The following is a 16003-nucleotide window of genomic DNA, read 5'->3' as shown; positions in this document are numbered from 1 at the left end:
TGGCACCGATGACGGTCATCGACAACGCGATCTACCGCGACGGCGCGCGCGTCGCGACGCCGGCGAGCCTCGACGAGACGTTCGAGTCGCGGGCCGAGCACGGCGGCTTCGCCTGGATCGGCCTGTACCGCCCCACCACCGACGAGCTGGATGCCGTCGCCGCGGAGTTCGGGCTGCATCCGCTCGCCGTCGAAGACGCCCGCAAGGGCCATCAGCGGGCGAAGCTCGAGCGCTACGGCGACGCGCTCTTCGTCGTGCTGCGGCCGGCCCGTTACCTCGATGCGGAGGAGAAGGTCGAGTTCGGCGAGCTGCACCTCTTCATGGGCGCCGACTACGCGATCACGATCCGCCGCGCCGAGTCGCCCGACCTCGCGAAGGTGCGCCACCGCCTCGAGAGCACGCCCGAACTGCTCGCGAAGGGGCCCGAGGCGGTGCTCTACGCGATCCTCGACGAGGTGGTCGACGGGTACGCCCCGGTGCTCGCCGGCCTCGAGAACGACATCGACGAGATCGAGGAGCAGCTCTTCGACGGCGACCCGATGGTGACCCGCCGCATCTACGACCTCGCGAGCGAGGTCATGGAGTTCCAGCGGGCGACGCGCCCGCTCATCGAGATGTTCCAAGCGCTCGAGCGCGGCTTCGAGAAGTACGGCGTCGACGTCGAGCTGCAGCGCTACCTGCGCGACGTGCTCGACCACGTCATCCGCGCGGTCGAGCGGGGCGAGTCGTTCCGGCAGCTGCTCCAGAACGCGCTGACCGTGCACGCGACGCTCGTCGGGCAGCGCCAGAACGAGGAGATGAAGCGCCTCACCGAGACGAGCCTCGCCCAGAGCGAGCAGACGAAGAAGATCTCGAGCTGGGCGGCGATCCTCTTCGCGCCCACCCTCGTCGGCACGATCTACGGCATGAACTTCACGAACATGCCCGAGTTGGGATGGGCGTTCGGTTACCCGCTCGCCGTGTTCCTGATGCTGGCGATGGGCTTCGGGCTCTACGTCGTGTTCAAGCGGCGCAACTGGCTCTGAGCGAGCGGATGCCGCGAGCCTGCGACTCGACGGCCGGGGCCCTTCCCGCGGCATCCGATCGCCGTTAGCGTTGGCTCATGACCGAGATCACCGATGATCTGCCCGCTCGACTCATGCACGAAGAGCACGCCGGATGGCGGGCCATCATCGAGGGCCGGGGCGGTGAGCACTACCAACGCGTCATGACCCGCGACGCCCTCATGATCGTCGAGGGCGCCGTGCTCGGGCGCGACGACATCCTCGCCTCGTTCCGGGGCGTGCCGCCGTGGGACGAGTACCACCTGCACGAGCCCGCCGTCATCCGGCTCGGCGATCGCGCCGGCATCCTCGTCTACCGAGCGGTCGCGCGCCGTGGTGACGACAGCGTGAACCTGCGCATGTCGACGACGTACCTCATCGAAGACGGCGCCTGGCGCGTCGCGGCGCACCAGCAGACCGCCGCCTGACTGCTCGCCCGAGTGATCTCTCGAACCTGCGCACTACTCCTCGACGTGCGCGGTGGCCTCGCGGTACCTCGCGGTACTGCGCGTCGTCTCACACCGACGCCGTGGCATCCGCCGTCGTCCAGAACGAGCGCAGGCGCGTGGTGAGGGGTACGGGCACCTGCATCGGAAGCGAGTGCGTCGTGTCGGGCCAGATCTCGACGGCGGCATTGGGCAGGTGCGCTTCAGCGCGAGTCGCCGCCGGCGTGCCGCCGGCGAGCGAGCGACTTCCGGCGATCGCGACGTACAGCGGCATGCGCAGCATCGCCATCTGGGCGGTGGTGAGGGGCCGCGGAGTCGGGAGCCTGCTGACGAAGGTCTCGGATGCGACGGAGATGAGCGTGCCCGTCGGCCCGGCAGTATTGACCTCTTCTGGCGACACTCCGCCGATCGACGCCAATGCGTGCTCGCGCCACCGCTGCGGCACTGGCAGGGTCGTCAGCGCCGCCCAACCGAACAGCGACGGCGGCGGCCACCCGAACGTGAACACCGGTTCGAGCAGCGTGAGAGATGCGAGCCGCTGAGGATGCCGCACCGCATGGTTCGCCGCGGTCGCGCCGCCGAATGAGTGCCCGACCGTGTGTACCAGGTCGTGGCCGAGTGCGGTGATCGCCTCGTCGAGCCAGAGCGCCTGGTCTGCCGGGGTGCGGAGCGGGACGCGTTGCACCGAGAGGCCGGCGTCGCCGAGCGCGTCGAACGCGATGATCGTCCGTCCGGTCGTGCGGAAGCCGGGAAGGTTCTCGGCCCACATCGGCGCGCCGGCGGTCTTGCCCGGCAGGAGCACGAGCGGCGGCGCGGTGGTGTCGTCGCCGCGCCAGGTGTACGAGCGGACGCGCCCGAACGAGGTCGGCACGTCGGCGACACGGTCGGGCGTCTCGAGCTCGGCCATCGCGGCTTCGTAGGCGGCGATGAACCGCGCCCGGCTCTGTTCGGTGCGGAACGTTCCGAGTCGCACGGGTGCCTCCAGTTGCAATACGATCGTATTGTCCAGGGTAGCAAGACGCGCAACGACACGGAGGAAGGCCCGGATGGACCGACGCATCGACATCATCCACGGCGTCTGGCACATCATCCTGCAGCGAGGCATCGCCGGCGTCTCGTTCCGCGCCGTCGCAGAGGCTGCCGGAGTCTCGGTCGGCCTCGTACAGCATTACCATCCCACCAAGGGCGACCTCGTCCGCGCGAGCGCGGCGGCGATGATCGAGGGCTCTTCCACCGCGTACCGTGCCGCCAACCGGTCGCCGCTGGAGACGATCCGCCATCTCGTCGCCCACGCCATCCCGACTTCGGCACCGGCACGTGATGGCGTGGTCATCTGGCACGGGTACCTCGCGGCATCCGTCGGCGACGATGAACTCGCCGCGCTGCTGCGAGCGGCCAAGGCCGGCCAGGAGCGCGAGTTGTCCCAGCACCTGTCGGTCGTCGTGCCGTCGACCAGGCTCGACTTCATCGCCCGCAGCCTCATCGCTGTGGCCGACGGGCTCTCGGCCCGTGTCATCACCGGTGAACTGAGTGGAACGGATGCCGTCGACACGGCCGAGGCCGCGATCGACGAGTTCATCGGCATGACGACGAAGCGGTCACCCTCGATGTGAGGGCGACCGCATGGTCGTCATGCCGGGCGATCAGTCGGTGCCGAGGTCGAACGCGGCGGCTTCGTTCGCGGCATCCGTCGCGGCCTCGAGGTCGGTCTCGACCTCGCCCGCGCTGATCTCGGTCGACTCGCCAACGGTCAAGTCACCCACGAGCTTCGCGGTCTCGCCGCCGACGATGCCCTGCTTCGCGTACAGCTCGAGGCGAGCGCGCGAATCGGCGATGTCGAGGTTGCGCATGGTGAGCTGGCCGATGCGGTCGAGCGGGCCGAAGGCCGCGTCGCCGACGCGCTCCATCGAGAGCTTGTCGGGGTGGTAGCTGAGCGCGGGGCCGCGGGTGTCGAGGATCGTGTAGTCGTCGCCACGACGCAGACGCAGCGTGACCTCGCCCGTGACGGCCGAGCCGACCCACTTCTGCAGCGACTCGCGCAGCATGAGCGCCTGCGGGTCGAGCCAGCGGCCCTCGTACATGAGGCGGCCGAGGCGGCGACCCTCTTGGTGGTAGCTCGCCACGGTGTCTTCGTTGTGGATGGCGTTGAGCAGCCGCTCGTAGGCGATGTGCAGCAGGGCCATGCCGGGCGCCTCGTAGATGCCGCGGCTCTTGGCCTCGATGATGCGGTTCTCGATCTGGTCGGAGACGCCGAGGCCGTGACGGCCGCCGATCGCGTTGGCTTCGAGCACGAGGGCCACCGAGTCGGCGAACTCGGCGCCGTTGAGCGTGACCGGTCGACCGGCCTCGAAGCCGATCGTGACGACCTCCGGGGCGATCTCGACGTCGTCGCGCCATGACGCCACGCCCATGATGGGCTCGACGATCTCGACGCCGGTGTCGAGGTGCTCGAGGGTCTTCGCCTCGTGCGTGGCGCCCCAAATGTTCGCGTCGGTGGAGTACGCCTTCTCGGCCGAGGCGCGGTAGGGGAACCCGCGGGTCACCATCCACTCGCTCATCTCGGTGCGGCCGCCGAGCTCGGTGACGAAGGCCTCGTCGAGCCACGGCTTGTAGATGCGCAGGCGCGGGTTGGCGAGCAGGCCGTAGCGGTAGAACCGCTCGATGTCGTTGCCCTTGTAGGTCGAGCCGTCGCCCCAGATCTCGACCTCGTCGTCGCGCATCGCGCGAACAAGGAGGGTGCCGGTGACGGCGCGGCCGAGGGGCGTCGTGTTGAAGTAGGTCTTGCCGCCCGAGCGGATGTGGAAGGCACCGGTGGCCAGGGCCGAGAACCCCTCTTCGACGAGCGCGGTGCGGCAGTCGACGAGGCGGGCGATCTCGGCGCCGTACTCCTTGGCACGGTCGGGCACGGCCTCGACGTCGGGCTCGTCGGGCTGACCGAGGTCGGCGGTGTAGGTGCAGGGCACCGCGCCCTTCTCGCGCATCCACGCGACGGCGACCGACGTGTCGAGCCCCCCGGAGAAGGCGATGCCGACACGTTCGCCGACGGGGAGGCTGGTCAGGACTTTCGACATGCCCTCCAGCCTACTTGGCGGGATGACCGTGTTTCGCGGCCTCCCGGGCCTCCAAGCGGCCCCGCGATAAGGTTGAGTGTGACTGCAGAGCAATCAGCACCGGAGCCGGAGGCGTCCCTCGTCGACGAACCCGAGGTACGGCAGGCCATCGCCGACGGCGATCGCGCGTCGGTCTCGATGATCGTGGCGGAGCATCCGTCGTCGCCGCTCGCCTGGACCGAGCTCGCCGATCTCGCCGACTCAGAGGGCCGGGCCATCGAGTCCTTCGCCTTCGCCTCGGTCGCGGTCGACCTCGCCCGCGAACAGCTCGCCGCAGGCGGTTGGCAGCCGGGCCACCTCGTGTCGTGGTCCGACGAGCCCAACCGCGCCTACCTGCGCGCCCTCGACACCCAGCGCCGCGCAGCCGAGAGCCTGGGCCTCGACGAGCGCGCCACCCGCCTCGCCGACGAGCTCGCCACCGCCGACCCCGAGGCTCCGGCGCGCATCGCGTCCGAATTCACGCCGACCCAGCTGATCACGATCGTGGGCGGTGCTGCGATGCTGTTCGAGCCCGCGGCATCCGCTGAGGCGATCGTCGGCGACCCGATTGCAGAACCCGCCGCGACCGACGCGGCGGCAGGAGAGGACTGACATGCCCGCAGCCGTACTGATCGGTGCACAGTGGGGCGACGAGGGCAAGGGCAAGGCGACCGACCTGCTCGGTTCGCGCCTCGACTACGTCGTCAAGTTCAACGGCGGCAACAACGCCGGCCACACCGTCGTCATCGGCGACGAGAAGTACGCCCTCCACCTGCTGCCCTCGGGCATCCTCACGCCGGGCGTGACGCCCGTCATCGCGAACGGCGTCGTCGTCGACATCGAAGTGCTCTTCGAGGAGCTCGAGGCGCTCGAGGTTCGCGGCGTGGATGTCTCCAAGCTCCGAATCTCGGCGAACGCGCACCTCATCACGCAATACCACCGCACGCTCGACAAGGTGACCGAGCGCTTCCTCGGCAAGCGCCAGATCGGCACCACCGGGCGCGGCATCGGGCCGGCCTACGCCGACAAGATCAACCGGGTCGGCATCCGCATGCAAGACCTGTTCGACGAGAACATCCTGAGGCAGAAGGTCGAGGGCGCCCTCGACCAGAAGAACCACCTGCTCGTGAAGGTCTACAACCGTCGCGCGATCGGCGTCGACGAGGTCGTCGAAGAACTGCTCGGCTACGTCGAGCGGCTGCGGCCGATGGTCACCGACACCTCGCTGCTGCTGCACCGCGCGCTCGACGCCGGTGAAACAGTGCTCTTCGAGGGCGGCCAGGCCACGATGCTCGACGTCGACCACGGCACCTACCCCTTCGTCACGTCGTCGAACGCGACGAGCGGCGGCGCCGTCACCGGTTCGGGCATCGCGCCGAACCGCATCGACCGGGTCATCGCCGTCGTGAAGGCCTACACGACGCGAGTCGGTGCCGGCCCGTTCCCGACCGAGCTGTTCGACGAGTGGGGCGACTTCCTCACCGAGCAGGGCCACGAGTTCGGCACCACGACCGGCCGCAAGCGCCGCACCGGCTGGTACGACGCCCCGATCGCCCGCTACGCGGCGCGCATCAACGGCGTCACCGACTTCGTGCTCACCAAGCTCGACGTGCTCACGGGCATCGAGCGCATCCCCGTCGCCGTCGCCTACGAGGTCGACGGCGAGCGCGTCGACGAGGTGCCCGTCTCGCAGTCCGACTTCCACCACGCGAAGCCGATCTATGAAGAGTTCCCCGGCTGGTCCGAAGACATCTCGGGTGCCCGCGAGTTCGCCGACCTGCCCGCGAACGCGCAGTCGTACGTGCGCGAGCTCGAGGCCATGAGCGGCTCGCGCATCTCGGCCATCGGCGTGGGCCCCGGCCGCGACGAGATCGTCACGCTGCACGACCTGCTCGGCTGAGGTCGACCTCGAGCCCTTCCCTCCCGCGGCGCTCCTCGATAGTGTCGAAAGTGGGGTGACCCGTTCGAGGGTCCGTCCGTAGCGGCCGGGGGGCCGCGGGCAGGGGGCCTGAATGTCGATCGTCCGTCGAGCACTCACTGGGGTCGTCGCAGCGATCTTCGCAGTCGGACTCACGGCGCCGTCCGTGGTTCCCGCCTTCGCGGCACCCGATGACGCCGAGTTCACGACATTCACGAAATCGGTGACTCCACCCGATACCTCGCCGTACGAGGCGGGCGAGAAGTTCAGCTACACGATCAGTCTCACGTGCAACAGCCCCATCGTCGACATCTGCGTCGGGGCACAGGTCAGCGACACCCTCCCCGCCCCGTTGGTCTTCGACCCCGCGGTGCCGAATCCGGTCGTCGTCTCGCCGAGCACCGGCAGCGCAGTCACCGTGAACGGCAGCGACGTCGTGGTCGACTTCACCCAGACAGGTACGGCCGGAACCGGCCTCACCACCGGTCAGCAGGTCAACATCACGGTGTTCGTGCAGGTGCCCGCCGACGTGAGCGCCGACTTCGACGGCGAGATCACGAACACGGCGGATGCCACGGCCGAGAACGCCTTACCGAAAGAAGCGCCGGCGACGGTCATCCTCGACATCCCCGAGGTGCTCGACTCGACCGTCGTGAAGTCCGTCGACGACAACGTGCCCGACGGGCAGTCCATCCCCTCGCTGCCCGACCAGCCGGTCGACTACACGATCGGCGGCGGCAACGCCTCGAACCGTTCAGTCGACACCGTCGTGGTGCAGGATCCGGCCGACGGCACGGCCAGCCCGTACGACGAGTACCTCGACTTCACGGGCATCACGTCGATCGCGCCGCCGCCCGGGGCCGACCAGGTGCAGATCGAGTACCAGGACCCCGACGGCAACTGGGTCGTGGCGTACCCCACCGGCCCGATCCCGACCGATTTCACCGACATCCCCGATGTCGAACCTCTCTCCGTTGTGAAGGGTCTGCGGTTCACCTTCTCCTCCTCGACAGGCCAGATCCCGCCGACGCCGCCGGGTCAGGAGGCCGCGATCGGCATCTCGTCGGAGACGAACGACGGCGTGCTGGATATTCCATTGGACGAGTCCGTCACCGTGCCCAACACGGCGTCGTCGATCGTCACGGTCGACGATCGGTCGACCGATCCTGAGACCGCCGACGGTGAGGTCGTGATCAGCAACTCCGGTCCGACGGTCGACATCGAGAAGTCGTTCGCCGACCCCGTGCTGCTCGCGGGCGACTCGACGACCGCGACGATCGAGTCGACGAATGGCGGCCGGCCGGTCACGTCGATGGTCATCGAGGAGCCCACCCCCGGGTCGCCGAGCCTGGCCGATCAGGGCCTCACGTTCGACGGGTTCGGCGACATCACGTGGCCGCAGAACGCCACGAATGCGACCGTCACCTACACGTACACCGACGGCGCCACCGAGACGCTCGAGACGACGGATGTCAACACGCTGCCCGCGCCGACCGGCGACGTCGCCGGCTTCACGGTCACCTTCACCGGTCCGATCGAGCCGAACTCGACCGCCGAGATCCCGTTCGACGTCACGGCGCAGAGCGTCCCCGGGCAGGCCGACATCGTCAGTACGAACGACGCGACCTCGACCGTGACCGATACGACCGGCCAGACCGGCACCGACGAGGCCTCGGCGGATGTCACCCGCCAGCCGGTGCGGATCTCGACGGTGATCGACAAGAACATCGTGCGCGACGAGGCCTGGGCAGTGCCGGGCAGCCCGACCGACGTCACGTTCCTCGCCTCGGTCAACGACCAGGGAGAGAACGCCTCGACCATCGGCGCGACCGACCTGACCATCAGCGACCCGGCGGATCCGCAGCCCGGCGACCCGCCGTCGCAGTTCTGGAACACGTTCGACGCTCGACAGATCACCGCGGGCGTCCCCGCCGATGCCAACCTCACGGTGCAGTACTGGAACGGCGAGGAGTGGGTCACCATTCCCGGCGCTGAACTCATCGCGGGCCCGACCACGTGGACCTACTCGGTGCCCGCCGACCTGCAGGACGACGTCCAGGGCATCCGTTTCATCTACACGCCGCAAGCACCGGCCAAGACGCTGCCGCCCGGGTTCCAGGTCGCGCCGACGATCTCCGTCGCCACGCGCGAGAACTTCCGCGACGGGTCGGGCAGCGTCGAGGACGCCGCCCAGGCCGCAGATCCGCTGGTCGTCGCCAATGACGCGTCGTCGACGGTCAATCCCGCCGATGACACCCCCGAAGACAACACCGCGACCGCCGGCGACCAGATCGACGTGAACCCCTTGAACCCCGATGACGGCGTCCTCCAGCTCGAGAAGACCTGGCTCGAGGAGAACGTGAACGCGTTCAGCGACGATCGTCGCACTGCGAGGGTCTCGTGGTCGACCGAGGGTGTGCCGTTCGACACCGTCGCGCTCACCGACGACCCGACGGCCGGCGCGGATTTCTCGGATATCGCGGCATCCGCCTTCGACGCGTGGGACCTCGCCGTCATCGAGGAGATCGATGGGACGGTCGATCCCGCCATGGCGTACGACCGCATCTCCGTCGTCGAGCTGTACGACGGCGACGCCGGCGGATGGACGGACATCACGGCCGACGTCTGCGGCGCCGCCGACACTACCGGGACCTCATGCGACGGCGCCTTCCCGGGCTACGAACTGACCGAGACACAGCGCGACACGACGCTCGCCGTGCGCCTCACCTACGCGGAGGGCTCAGCTCGGGGCGGAGCCGGCGAGCCCCCGATGGGAACCGGTGTGGCGCCATCGTACGACTTCGAGCGCAACCTCGACCTCACCTTCGAGCTCCGCGAGACGAAGCGCAGTGACGGCGGGCCGGTCGTGGGCAGCCTCCACGACGAGACGTACAACTCGGGCCAGAACGGGGTGGTGACGAACACCGTCGACATCACCGGCGACGGGCCGGTGCCGATCTCGCAGGACGCCGCCGACGACATCACGATCCTCGACACGGTGATCAACACATCGATTTCCAAGACCTTCGACCAGGACACCCTGCCGGTGCCGCCCGAGAGCGCATCGCAGGCCGATTACCCCCTCGTGAGCGCGACGCTGTTCGCGACCAACGAGACCGAGGCGAGCGTGGCAGAGCTCCGGGTCGACGACCCGGCTGCGATTCCGGCCCCGCCGATCCCCCCGCCCCCCGCGACGACCACCTACGACTACCTGAACCTCTCCTCCATCGACTCCATCAGCGTGCCGGCGGAGGCGACGCTCTCGACCGTCACGCTGACCCGCGAAGGGGGCGCGACCACCGACTACACCATCGACGAGGCCAGCGCGCTCACGGCCGCCGAGCTCGCCGACGTCATCGGATTCACCGTGGTGCACACCGATCCCGATGGGGTGTCGATTCTCTCCCAGGAGTCCACCGCCGTCGTGCTCACCTTCCAGCTGCGCGAGTTCCTGCGCAGCCAGCCGAGCGTGAGGCCCACCGAAGGCGACATCGTCGACAACGTGGCGTCATCGAGTGCGAGCCGACCGGGCGGCGACCCCGCCCTCGACGAGGCATACGCCACCGACGACGACTCCCTCACCTTCGCGCCCGCGGAGTACGGCGTGAACGCCGGCAAGGGGATCTCGCCGGCGTCGCGATACGAAGACGAACCGAGCGACGGCTACACAGTGACGATCGGCGGCCAGCCCACCGGCAACGTGCGCACTACCGTGCTCACGCTCACCGACGACGAACCCACGTTCTGGAATGCCTTCGAGTTCGCCTCGTTCCCGGTGGCGACATTGCCGCCGAACCTGGGCCAGATCCGGGTATCGGCGCTCGCCGGGGTCGACTACGCGATCGACGGTGGCACGGGAGCGCTCGTGCAGACGTGCGCTGGCAGCACAGATCTGACCGCCTGCTGGCTGGTCGGCGAGTGGCAGGATGTCGCGGCCGATCGAACCGTCACGCCCGCGCTGCCCGATGGGGCGGTGCCGACCGACGTTCGTGGCCTCCGGTTCGAGGTGCGCCGCGACGCGGAGGAGACCAACTGGGAGCAGCCGAGAAATCCCATCGTGACCTTCGCCTTCCTCGCCGACCGGCTGGAGAACCTGCAGTACGGCCCGAACGGCGAGATCGATGCGTACCCCGTTCCGTCGACCCTCCCCGGGCTCGAGACCGCACCGGGCGAGCCCGTGCAGGGCACGACGACCGATGTGGTCGACGTCAACGGCGTCGGGTCGTGGGAGACGCCTGGTGGCACGGTGTGGGAGGCGGATGCCGCGGCATCCGACACGACGCAGTTGCTGCACCGCGTGAACTCGATCAGCGTCACCAAGTCGCCCGGCAACGGCTCGGGCGGCAGTGCCGCGCAGCAGTTCCCGCCCGCCTCGCCGATCCCCTACACGATGACCATCACGAACACCGGCGAATGGGCGATGACCGGGCTCGAGCTCACCGACCAGGTCGCCACCGACGCTGAGGGCTCGTACCTCGTCGCCGACCCCGACGCTGATCCGGTGTTCGCCTTCGCGCTCACCGACGCCGAGGGCAACGCTCTTCCGACCGACGGATTCACGGGCGAGCTCGACGAGACCACCGGCGTGGTCACGATCACGGTGCCCGAGGGTTTCGTGTTCAACCCGGGCGACGTGCTCGTCATCACGGCGCAACTCGAGTTCAGAGCCGCACTGCCCCCTGGCACACCGGTCGGCAACACGATCACGGCCACGAGCGACCGCGACTTCGAGACGTGCGAGCACACCTCGAACAACGTCGACGCGCCCGACACCCAGAATGTCGCGGAGTGCGCGGCCGACACGACGGTGACGCCGGCCCCTGCGGCGCCGATCGGCATCGTCAAGGCGGTCAAGGGCACGGGAGCCGGCGTTCCGGGTGTCGATCCGTCCGATCCCAACTACGACGATCTCGGCGTGCTGAACACCGCAGCGGACCCGTCGGCGGTCGCGTGCGCGGCGCCGAACGGAGGCGGCGGGTACTACGTGAACGAGTGCGTGCCGATCACCCGCCCTGGCGGAGTCGAGACGTGGCGCATCAGCTTCACCAACCGCGGCAACGTGCCGGCCGACTCGATCGCCGGCATCGACGTGCTGCCTGCCGTCGGCGACACCGGTGTCGTGGTCGGTTCGCCGCGCGGTTCGCAGTGGCAACCGGTCTTCATCGGCAATGTGGTGGTGCCGCCCGTCGGAACGGCCACCGCTTACTACATGGCGAGCGTGCCGAACCAGGCGTGCAACGCGGCGGACATCCAGTACAGCACCCTCGGCCAGCCGATCCCCGAGACGGATCCCTGCTTCGCCGACGTGTCGACGCGGCCATGGATCGAGTACGACGAGACGACGCCTCCCGCTGAGCTGGCCACCGCGCGGGCGCTCAAGCTCGTCTTCGACTACCCCGAGGGCGGGGGCCTACCGCCGGGTGCCACGGGCACGGTGACGTTCGACACGCGGACGCCCGCGATCGTGCCGGATGCGTACGACGACGGCCTGCCCATCGCCTGGAACACCGTCGCCGCCGGCTCGCGCGCGACGTTCGAGAGCCAGGAGATCTACCAGGGCCCGGTGGAGCCGGTTCGCGCCGGCGTCGCTGTGCCGACGGGCGAAGTGCAGTTGCAGAAGTCGCAGGTCGCCCCCGCCAGCTGGACGTTCCCGCTGCCCGATTCCTACCAGTTCGACGTGCAGTGCGACTCTCTCGAGGAACCGGTCGACTTGGTCGACACCGACGGCGCTCCGGTGTCCCCGATCGACGTGCCCGCCGACGGATCGCTCGTCGCCGTCGGAACCGGCACCAACCTGCCGCTCTTCTCCGGATGCACCGTCTCGGAATTGTTCGCGCAGGGATCGACCGTCACGTACGACCCCGAGGGCACCGCAGACCGGTCCGGTGAGGTGATCGCGACACGCGATCTCACGGGACGCACCGACATCCACCACCCGTTCCCGCCCGACCCCGTCGAGGAGATCACCCTCCAGGTGACCAACACCTACCAGATCGGCGGATTCAGCGTTTCGAAGGAAGTCGAGCGCAGCACCGCGGTCGACCAGGATGGCAACGAGATCGCGTTCGATCCCGAGTTCATGTTCGAGGCGAGCTGCATCTTCCTCGGCGAGGAAGTCATTCCCGAAGACGAACGCGAGTTCGCACTGGGCGAGGGCGATTCCGTGGACTTCGGTCCGCTGCCCGTCGGGGCCGACTGCACGGTCAACGAGACGGATGCCGCGGGCTCGACCTCGACCGAGATCGTCGTCACCGAAGACGGCACCGCCGGCGAGCCGATCGACGGCGCGTCGGCGTCGTTCACGATCCTTCCCGACGAGCAGGACGGCACCCACCTCACCACGCTCGCCGTGACGAACACCTACACGGTCGGCGGCCTCGAGATCACGAAGGACGTGACGGGCGCGGGCGCCGCCGACTGGGCACCCGATTCGTTCGAGGTCCGGCTCGTGTGCGAATGGGACGAGGCGACCACGAACCCCGTCTACGACGACGTGGTCACCATCGCAGCCGGTGAGACCGTGACGATCGAGGACCTGCCGACTGGGGCATCCTGCACCGTGACCGAGCCCGACGACGGCGGCGCGACTGGCGAGCCGGTGATCACGCCGGCACAGCCGGTCGTGGTCGGCGTCGACGGCGCGGAGGGCGACCCCATCGCCGTGACGGTGACCAACGACTTCCGGGTCGGCGGCTTCCAGATCGAGAAGGAGATCACCGGGCCGGGCGTTCCCCTCACCGACGGCACGGTGTTCACGTTCACCTACGTGTGCACCTACGAGGGAGCGACCGTCGGGGAGGGAACACTCACGATCACCGGCGACGGCACCGCCGGCCCCCTTGTCTCGAATAGCGTGACCGGACTTCCGGTGAATAGCGTGTGCGTCATCACTGAGACGGATGACGGCGGGGCGGATGGCACGCCCGAGCCCGTCACCGTCTCGATCCCCGACGAGCTCGAGGGCGTCGCGCAGGTCGAAGTGGCCGACATCGAGAATCCGTTCAGCGCCGGAACGATCGCGGTCACGAAGGAGCTGAACGGCACTGCGGCCGAGGTTCCCGAGATCGCCGGCGCGACCTACACCGTGCACGTGACTTGCGCGCTCACCGCTGACGGCGATCCGATCTTCGACGGCGACGTGCAAGTGACCGGCGAGTCGACCGTCACCGTGATCGACCCGGCGACGGGTGAGCCGCTGCTGCTCCCGCTGGGCACCCACTGCTGGGGCGAGGAGACCGATGACGCGGGTGCGACCGAGTCGAGCGTCGACTTCGACTCGTTCGACAACGCGGCGATCGTGGTCGCCGCCGACGGCGAAGAGCCGCAGACGCTCGAGCTCACGGCGACGAACACCTTCGAGTTCAGCGAGGTCTCGATCGTCAAGGACGTCACTGGCAACGCGGCGCATGCCGAGGGGGTCACCTTCGAGATCCTCGTAACCTGCACCTTCAAGCGCGGCGACGGCAACCCGCCGATCGTCGTCTACGACCAGGAACCGGTGGAGCTCGAGGACGGCGAGCTCGTCACCCTGTTCGAAGTCCCGATCGGCTCGGAGTGCTGGGCCGAGGAGCCCGACGGGCAGGGTGCCTACGAGATCGAGATCAGCGCGACCGAGCAGAACCCGGTCGTCGTCACCGGCGGGGCAAATCCGATCACCATCATCGTGACGAACGTCTTCCCCGACGCGGGCTTCACGGTGAAGAAGACCGTCGACAACGGCGGCGCCGTGAATCAGGACGGCACGCCCATCGCCTACGACACGGTGTTCTCGTTCACCGCGACCTGCGAGTTCCAGGGTGAGACCGTGCTCGACGAGTCGTTCGAGCTCACCGACGGCGGCACGCAGACGTTCGACCAGTTGCCAGCCGGCAGCGACTGCACCGTGACCGAGACCGACCAGGGCGGCGGCACCACGTCGATCGTCGTCACGCAAGACGGCGTCGACGACGACCTCGGCGAGGCGACCTCGGCCGAGTTCACGCTGCTGCCCGATGAGGATGCCACGGTCGTGACGTCGGTCGCGGTGACCAACGCGTACACGGTCGGATCCATCGAGCTCACGAAGGCGGTCACCGGCACCGGCGCCGACGTGTGGGGCGGCACATTCGGCGACTTCGAGGTGCAGGTGGTCTGCACGCTCGAGGCCGCCGATCCCGACACGGTCTACGACGAGACGATCACCCTCACGAAAGACGCCCCGGGCAACGTCGCGGTGATCGAGAACCTGCCGACCGGGGCATCCTGCACCGTCACCGAGATCGACGACGGCGGGGCGACCGAGTCGACCGTTACGCCATCGACGTTCGTGGTCGGTGACGACACGACCGACGAGCCGATCGCGGTCGAGATCGAGAACGAGTTCCGAACCGGTGCACTGAACGTGCTGAAGACGGTCGACGGACCGGGCGTGCCCGAGTTCTCGCAGGGGCCGTTCATCTTCACGGTCGTCTGCACCTACGAGGGGCAGGCGGTCATCGACCAGCGACTGGTCGTGGTCGGCGACGGAACCGAGGGCCCGTTCACGAGCGAGACCATCACCGGGATCCCGGTCGGCTCGGTCTGCGTGGTCACCGAGGTCTTCCGGGCGGATGCCGATGAGACACCGCCGCCGGTGACCGTGACCATCCCCGACCAGGAACCGGAGGGCGTCGAGACCGTCGTCACCGCCGGCTTCCTCAACGTCTTCTCACTCGGCGAGATCCAGGTGGCGAAGGAGGTCGACGGAGCGGCCGCCGAGCAGCCGTTCGTGCAGAACGCCGTCTTCACGGTGCACGTGACCTGCCAGCTGTCCATCGCGGGTGTCCCCGTCACCGTCTTCTCCGGCCCGGTCGAGGTCGGCGCGGGCGAGACGGTGCAGGTGCTCCGCGCCGACGGCACTCCGCTGAAGTTGCCGTACCAGACGCGATGCTTCGGCGAGGAGGCCGACGCGGCGGGCGCGACCGCGAGTACGGTCGACTTCGACTCGTTCGAGAACGCGGCGGTGATCGATGTCGAGGACGAGCCCCAGATGTTGACGATCACCGCGACGAACACGTTCGAGCTGGGCTCGCTCGCGCTGACGAAGACCGTGAGCGGCGACGTCTCGCAGGCAGCCGGCAAGACGTTCCGGATCGAGGTCACCTGCGTGCTCGAGCAGGGGGCGAACGAGCCCTACGTCGCGCTCGACGCCTCGCCGGTGATGATCGCGGGCGGTGAGACGAGCGTCATCGAAGACCTGCCGATCGGTGCGGAGTGCTGGGCGGCTGAGCCCGACCCGGCCGGCGCGGCAGCCGTGACGATCAGCGCGACGGAGGCGACACCGGTGACCGTCGGCCTCGACGACGTCGTGACGATCACGGTCGACAACCGATTCGACCCGCCGATGCCGGCGACCGGGGTCGACGGCGCCGAGCTCGCCGCCCACCTCACGTGGGCGCTCGGCCTCATCGGCGGTGGCCTCGCCGTCATCGCATTCGTGCAGTTCCGCCGGCGCCGCCAGGTGGGGTGAGCAGGACGAACACGACGAAA

At 68.8% G+C, this 16003-nt stretch carries 8 protein-coding genes; 6 read left to right on the top strand and 2 right to left on the bottom strand.

Annotation, left to right across the window (positions count from 1 at the left end):
- Positions 1–8 precede the first annotated feature (8 nt).
- A complete protein-coding gene (corA, locus tag H521_RS0109520) occupies positions 9–1025 on the top strand; it encodes a magnesium/cobalt transporter CorA (RefSeq protein ID WP_022892791.1) in 1017 nt (338 codons plus the stop codon).
- 77 nt (positions 1026–1102) lie between these two features.
- The gene (locus tag H521_RS0109515) at positions 1103–1471 is read left to right on the top strand and encodes a nuclear transport factor 2 family protein (RefSeq protein ID WP_022892790.1); all 369 of its coding nucleotides are present in this window, start codon (positions 1103–1105) and stop codon (positions 1469–1471) included.
- A gap of 88 nt (positions 1472–1559) precedes the next feature.
- Here H521_RS0109515 and H521_RS0109510 read toward each other — a convergent pair whose 3' ends face one another.
- A complete protein-coding gene (locus H521_RS0109510; protein ID WP_169513978.1) occupies positions 1560–2462 on the bottom strand; it encodes an alpha/beta fold hydrolase in 903 nt (300 codons plus the stop codon).
- A gap of 73 nt (positions 2463–2535) precedes the next feature.
- Here H521_RS0109510 and H521_RS0109505 point away from each other — a divergent pair, with 73 nt between their 5' ends.
- A complete protein-coding gene (locus H521_RS0109505) occupies positions 2536–3102 on the top strand; it encodes a TetR/AcrR family transcriptional regulator (RefSeq protein WP_022892788.1) in 567 nt (188 codons plus the stop codon).
- Positions 3103–3132: 30 nt separating this feature from the next.
- Here H521_RS0109505 and argG read toward each other — a convergent pair whose 3' ends face one another.
- Positions 3133–4560, bottom strand: a complete 1428-nt coding sequence (gene argG / locus H521_RS0109500; RefSeq protein WP_022892787.1) for an argininosuccinate synthase — start codon at positions 4558–4560, stop codon at positions 3133–3135.
- 78 nt (positions 4561–4638) lie between these two features.
- Here argG and H521_RS26080 point away from each other — a divergent pair, with 78 nt between their 5' ends.
- The 3 genes from H521_RS26080 to H521_RS0109485 all read left to right on the top strand — a co-directional run bounded on the left by H521_RS26080 (position 4639) and on the right by H521_RS0109485 (position 15983).
- Positions 4639–5190 (top strand): DUF3151 family protein, encoded by a 552-nt coding sequence (locus tag H521_RS26080; RefSeq protein WP_022892786.1) that lies wholly within the window; start codon positions 4639–4641, stop codon positions 5188–5190.
- Between the two features lies 1 nt (position 5191).
- Complete coding sequence (locus tag H521_RS0109490; RefSeq protein WP_022892785.1) at positions 5192–6478, top strand: adenylosuccinate synthase; 1287 nt, start codon at positions 5192–5194, stop codon at positions 6476–6478.
- A gap of 112 nt (positions 6479–6590) precedes the next feature.
- The gene (locus tag H521_RS0109485; RefSeq protein WP_022892784.1) at positions 6591–15983 is read left to right on the top strand and encodes a DUF5979 domain-containing protein; all 9393 of its coding nucleotides are present in this window, start codon (positions 6591–6593) and stop codon (positions 15981–15983) included.
- The last annotated feature ends 20 nt before the right edge of the window (positions 15984–16003 follow it).

The organism is Agromyces subbeticus DSM 16689, assembly GCF_000421565.1.
In the GTDB taxonomy this organism is placed as follows: domain Bacteria; phylum Actinomycetota; class Actinomycetes; order Actinomycetales; family Microbacteriaceae; genus Agromyces; species Agromyces subbeticus.
The sequence above is the reverse complement of the archived record's forward strand: the minus strand, read 5'-3'. Positions and strand labels throughout refer to the sequence as shown.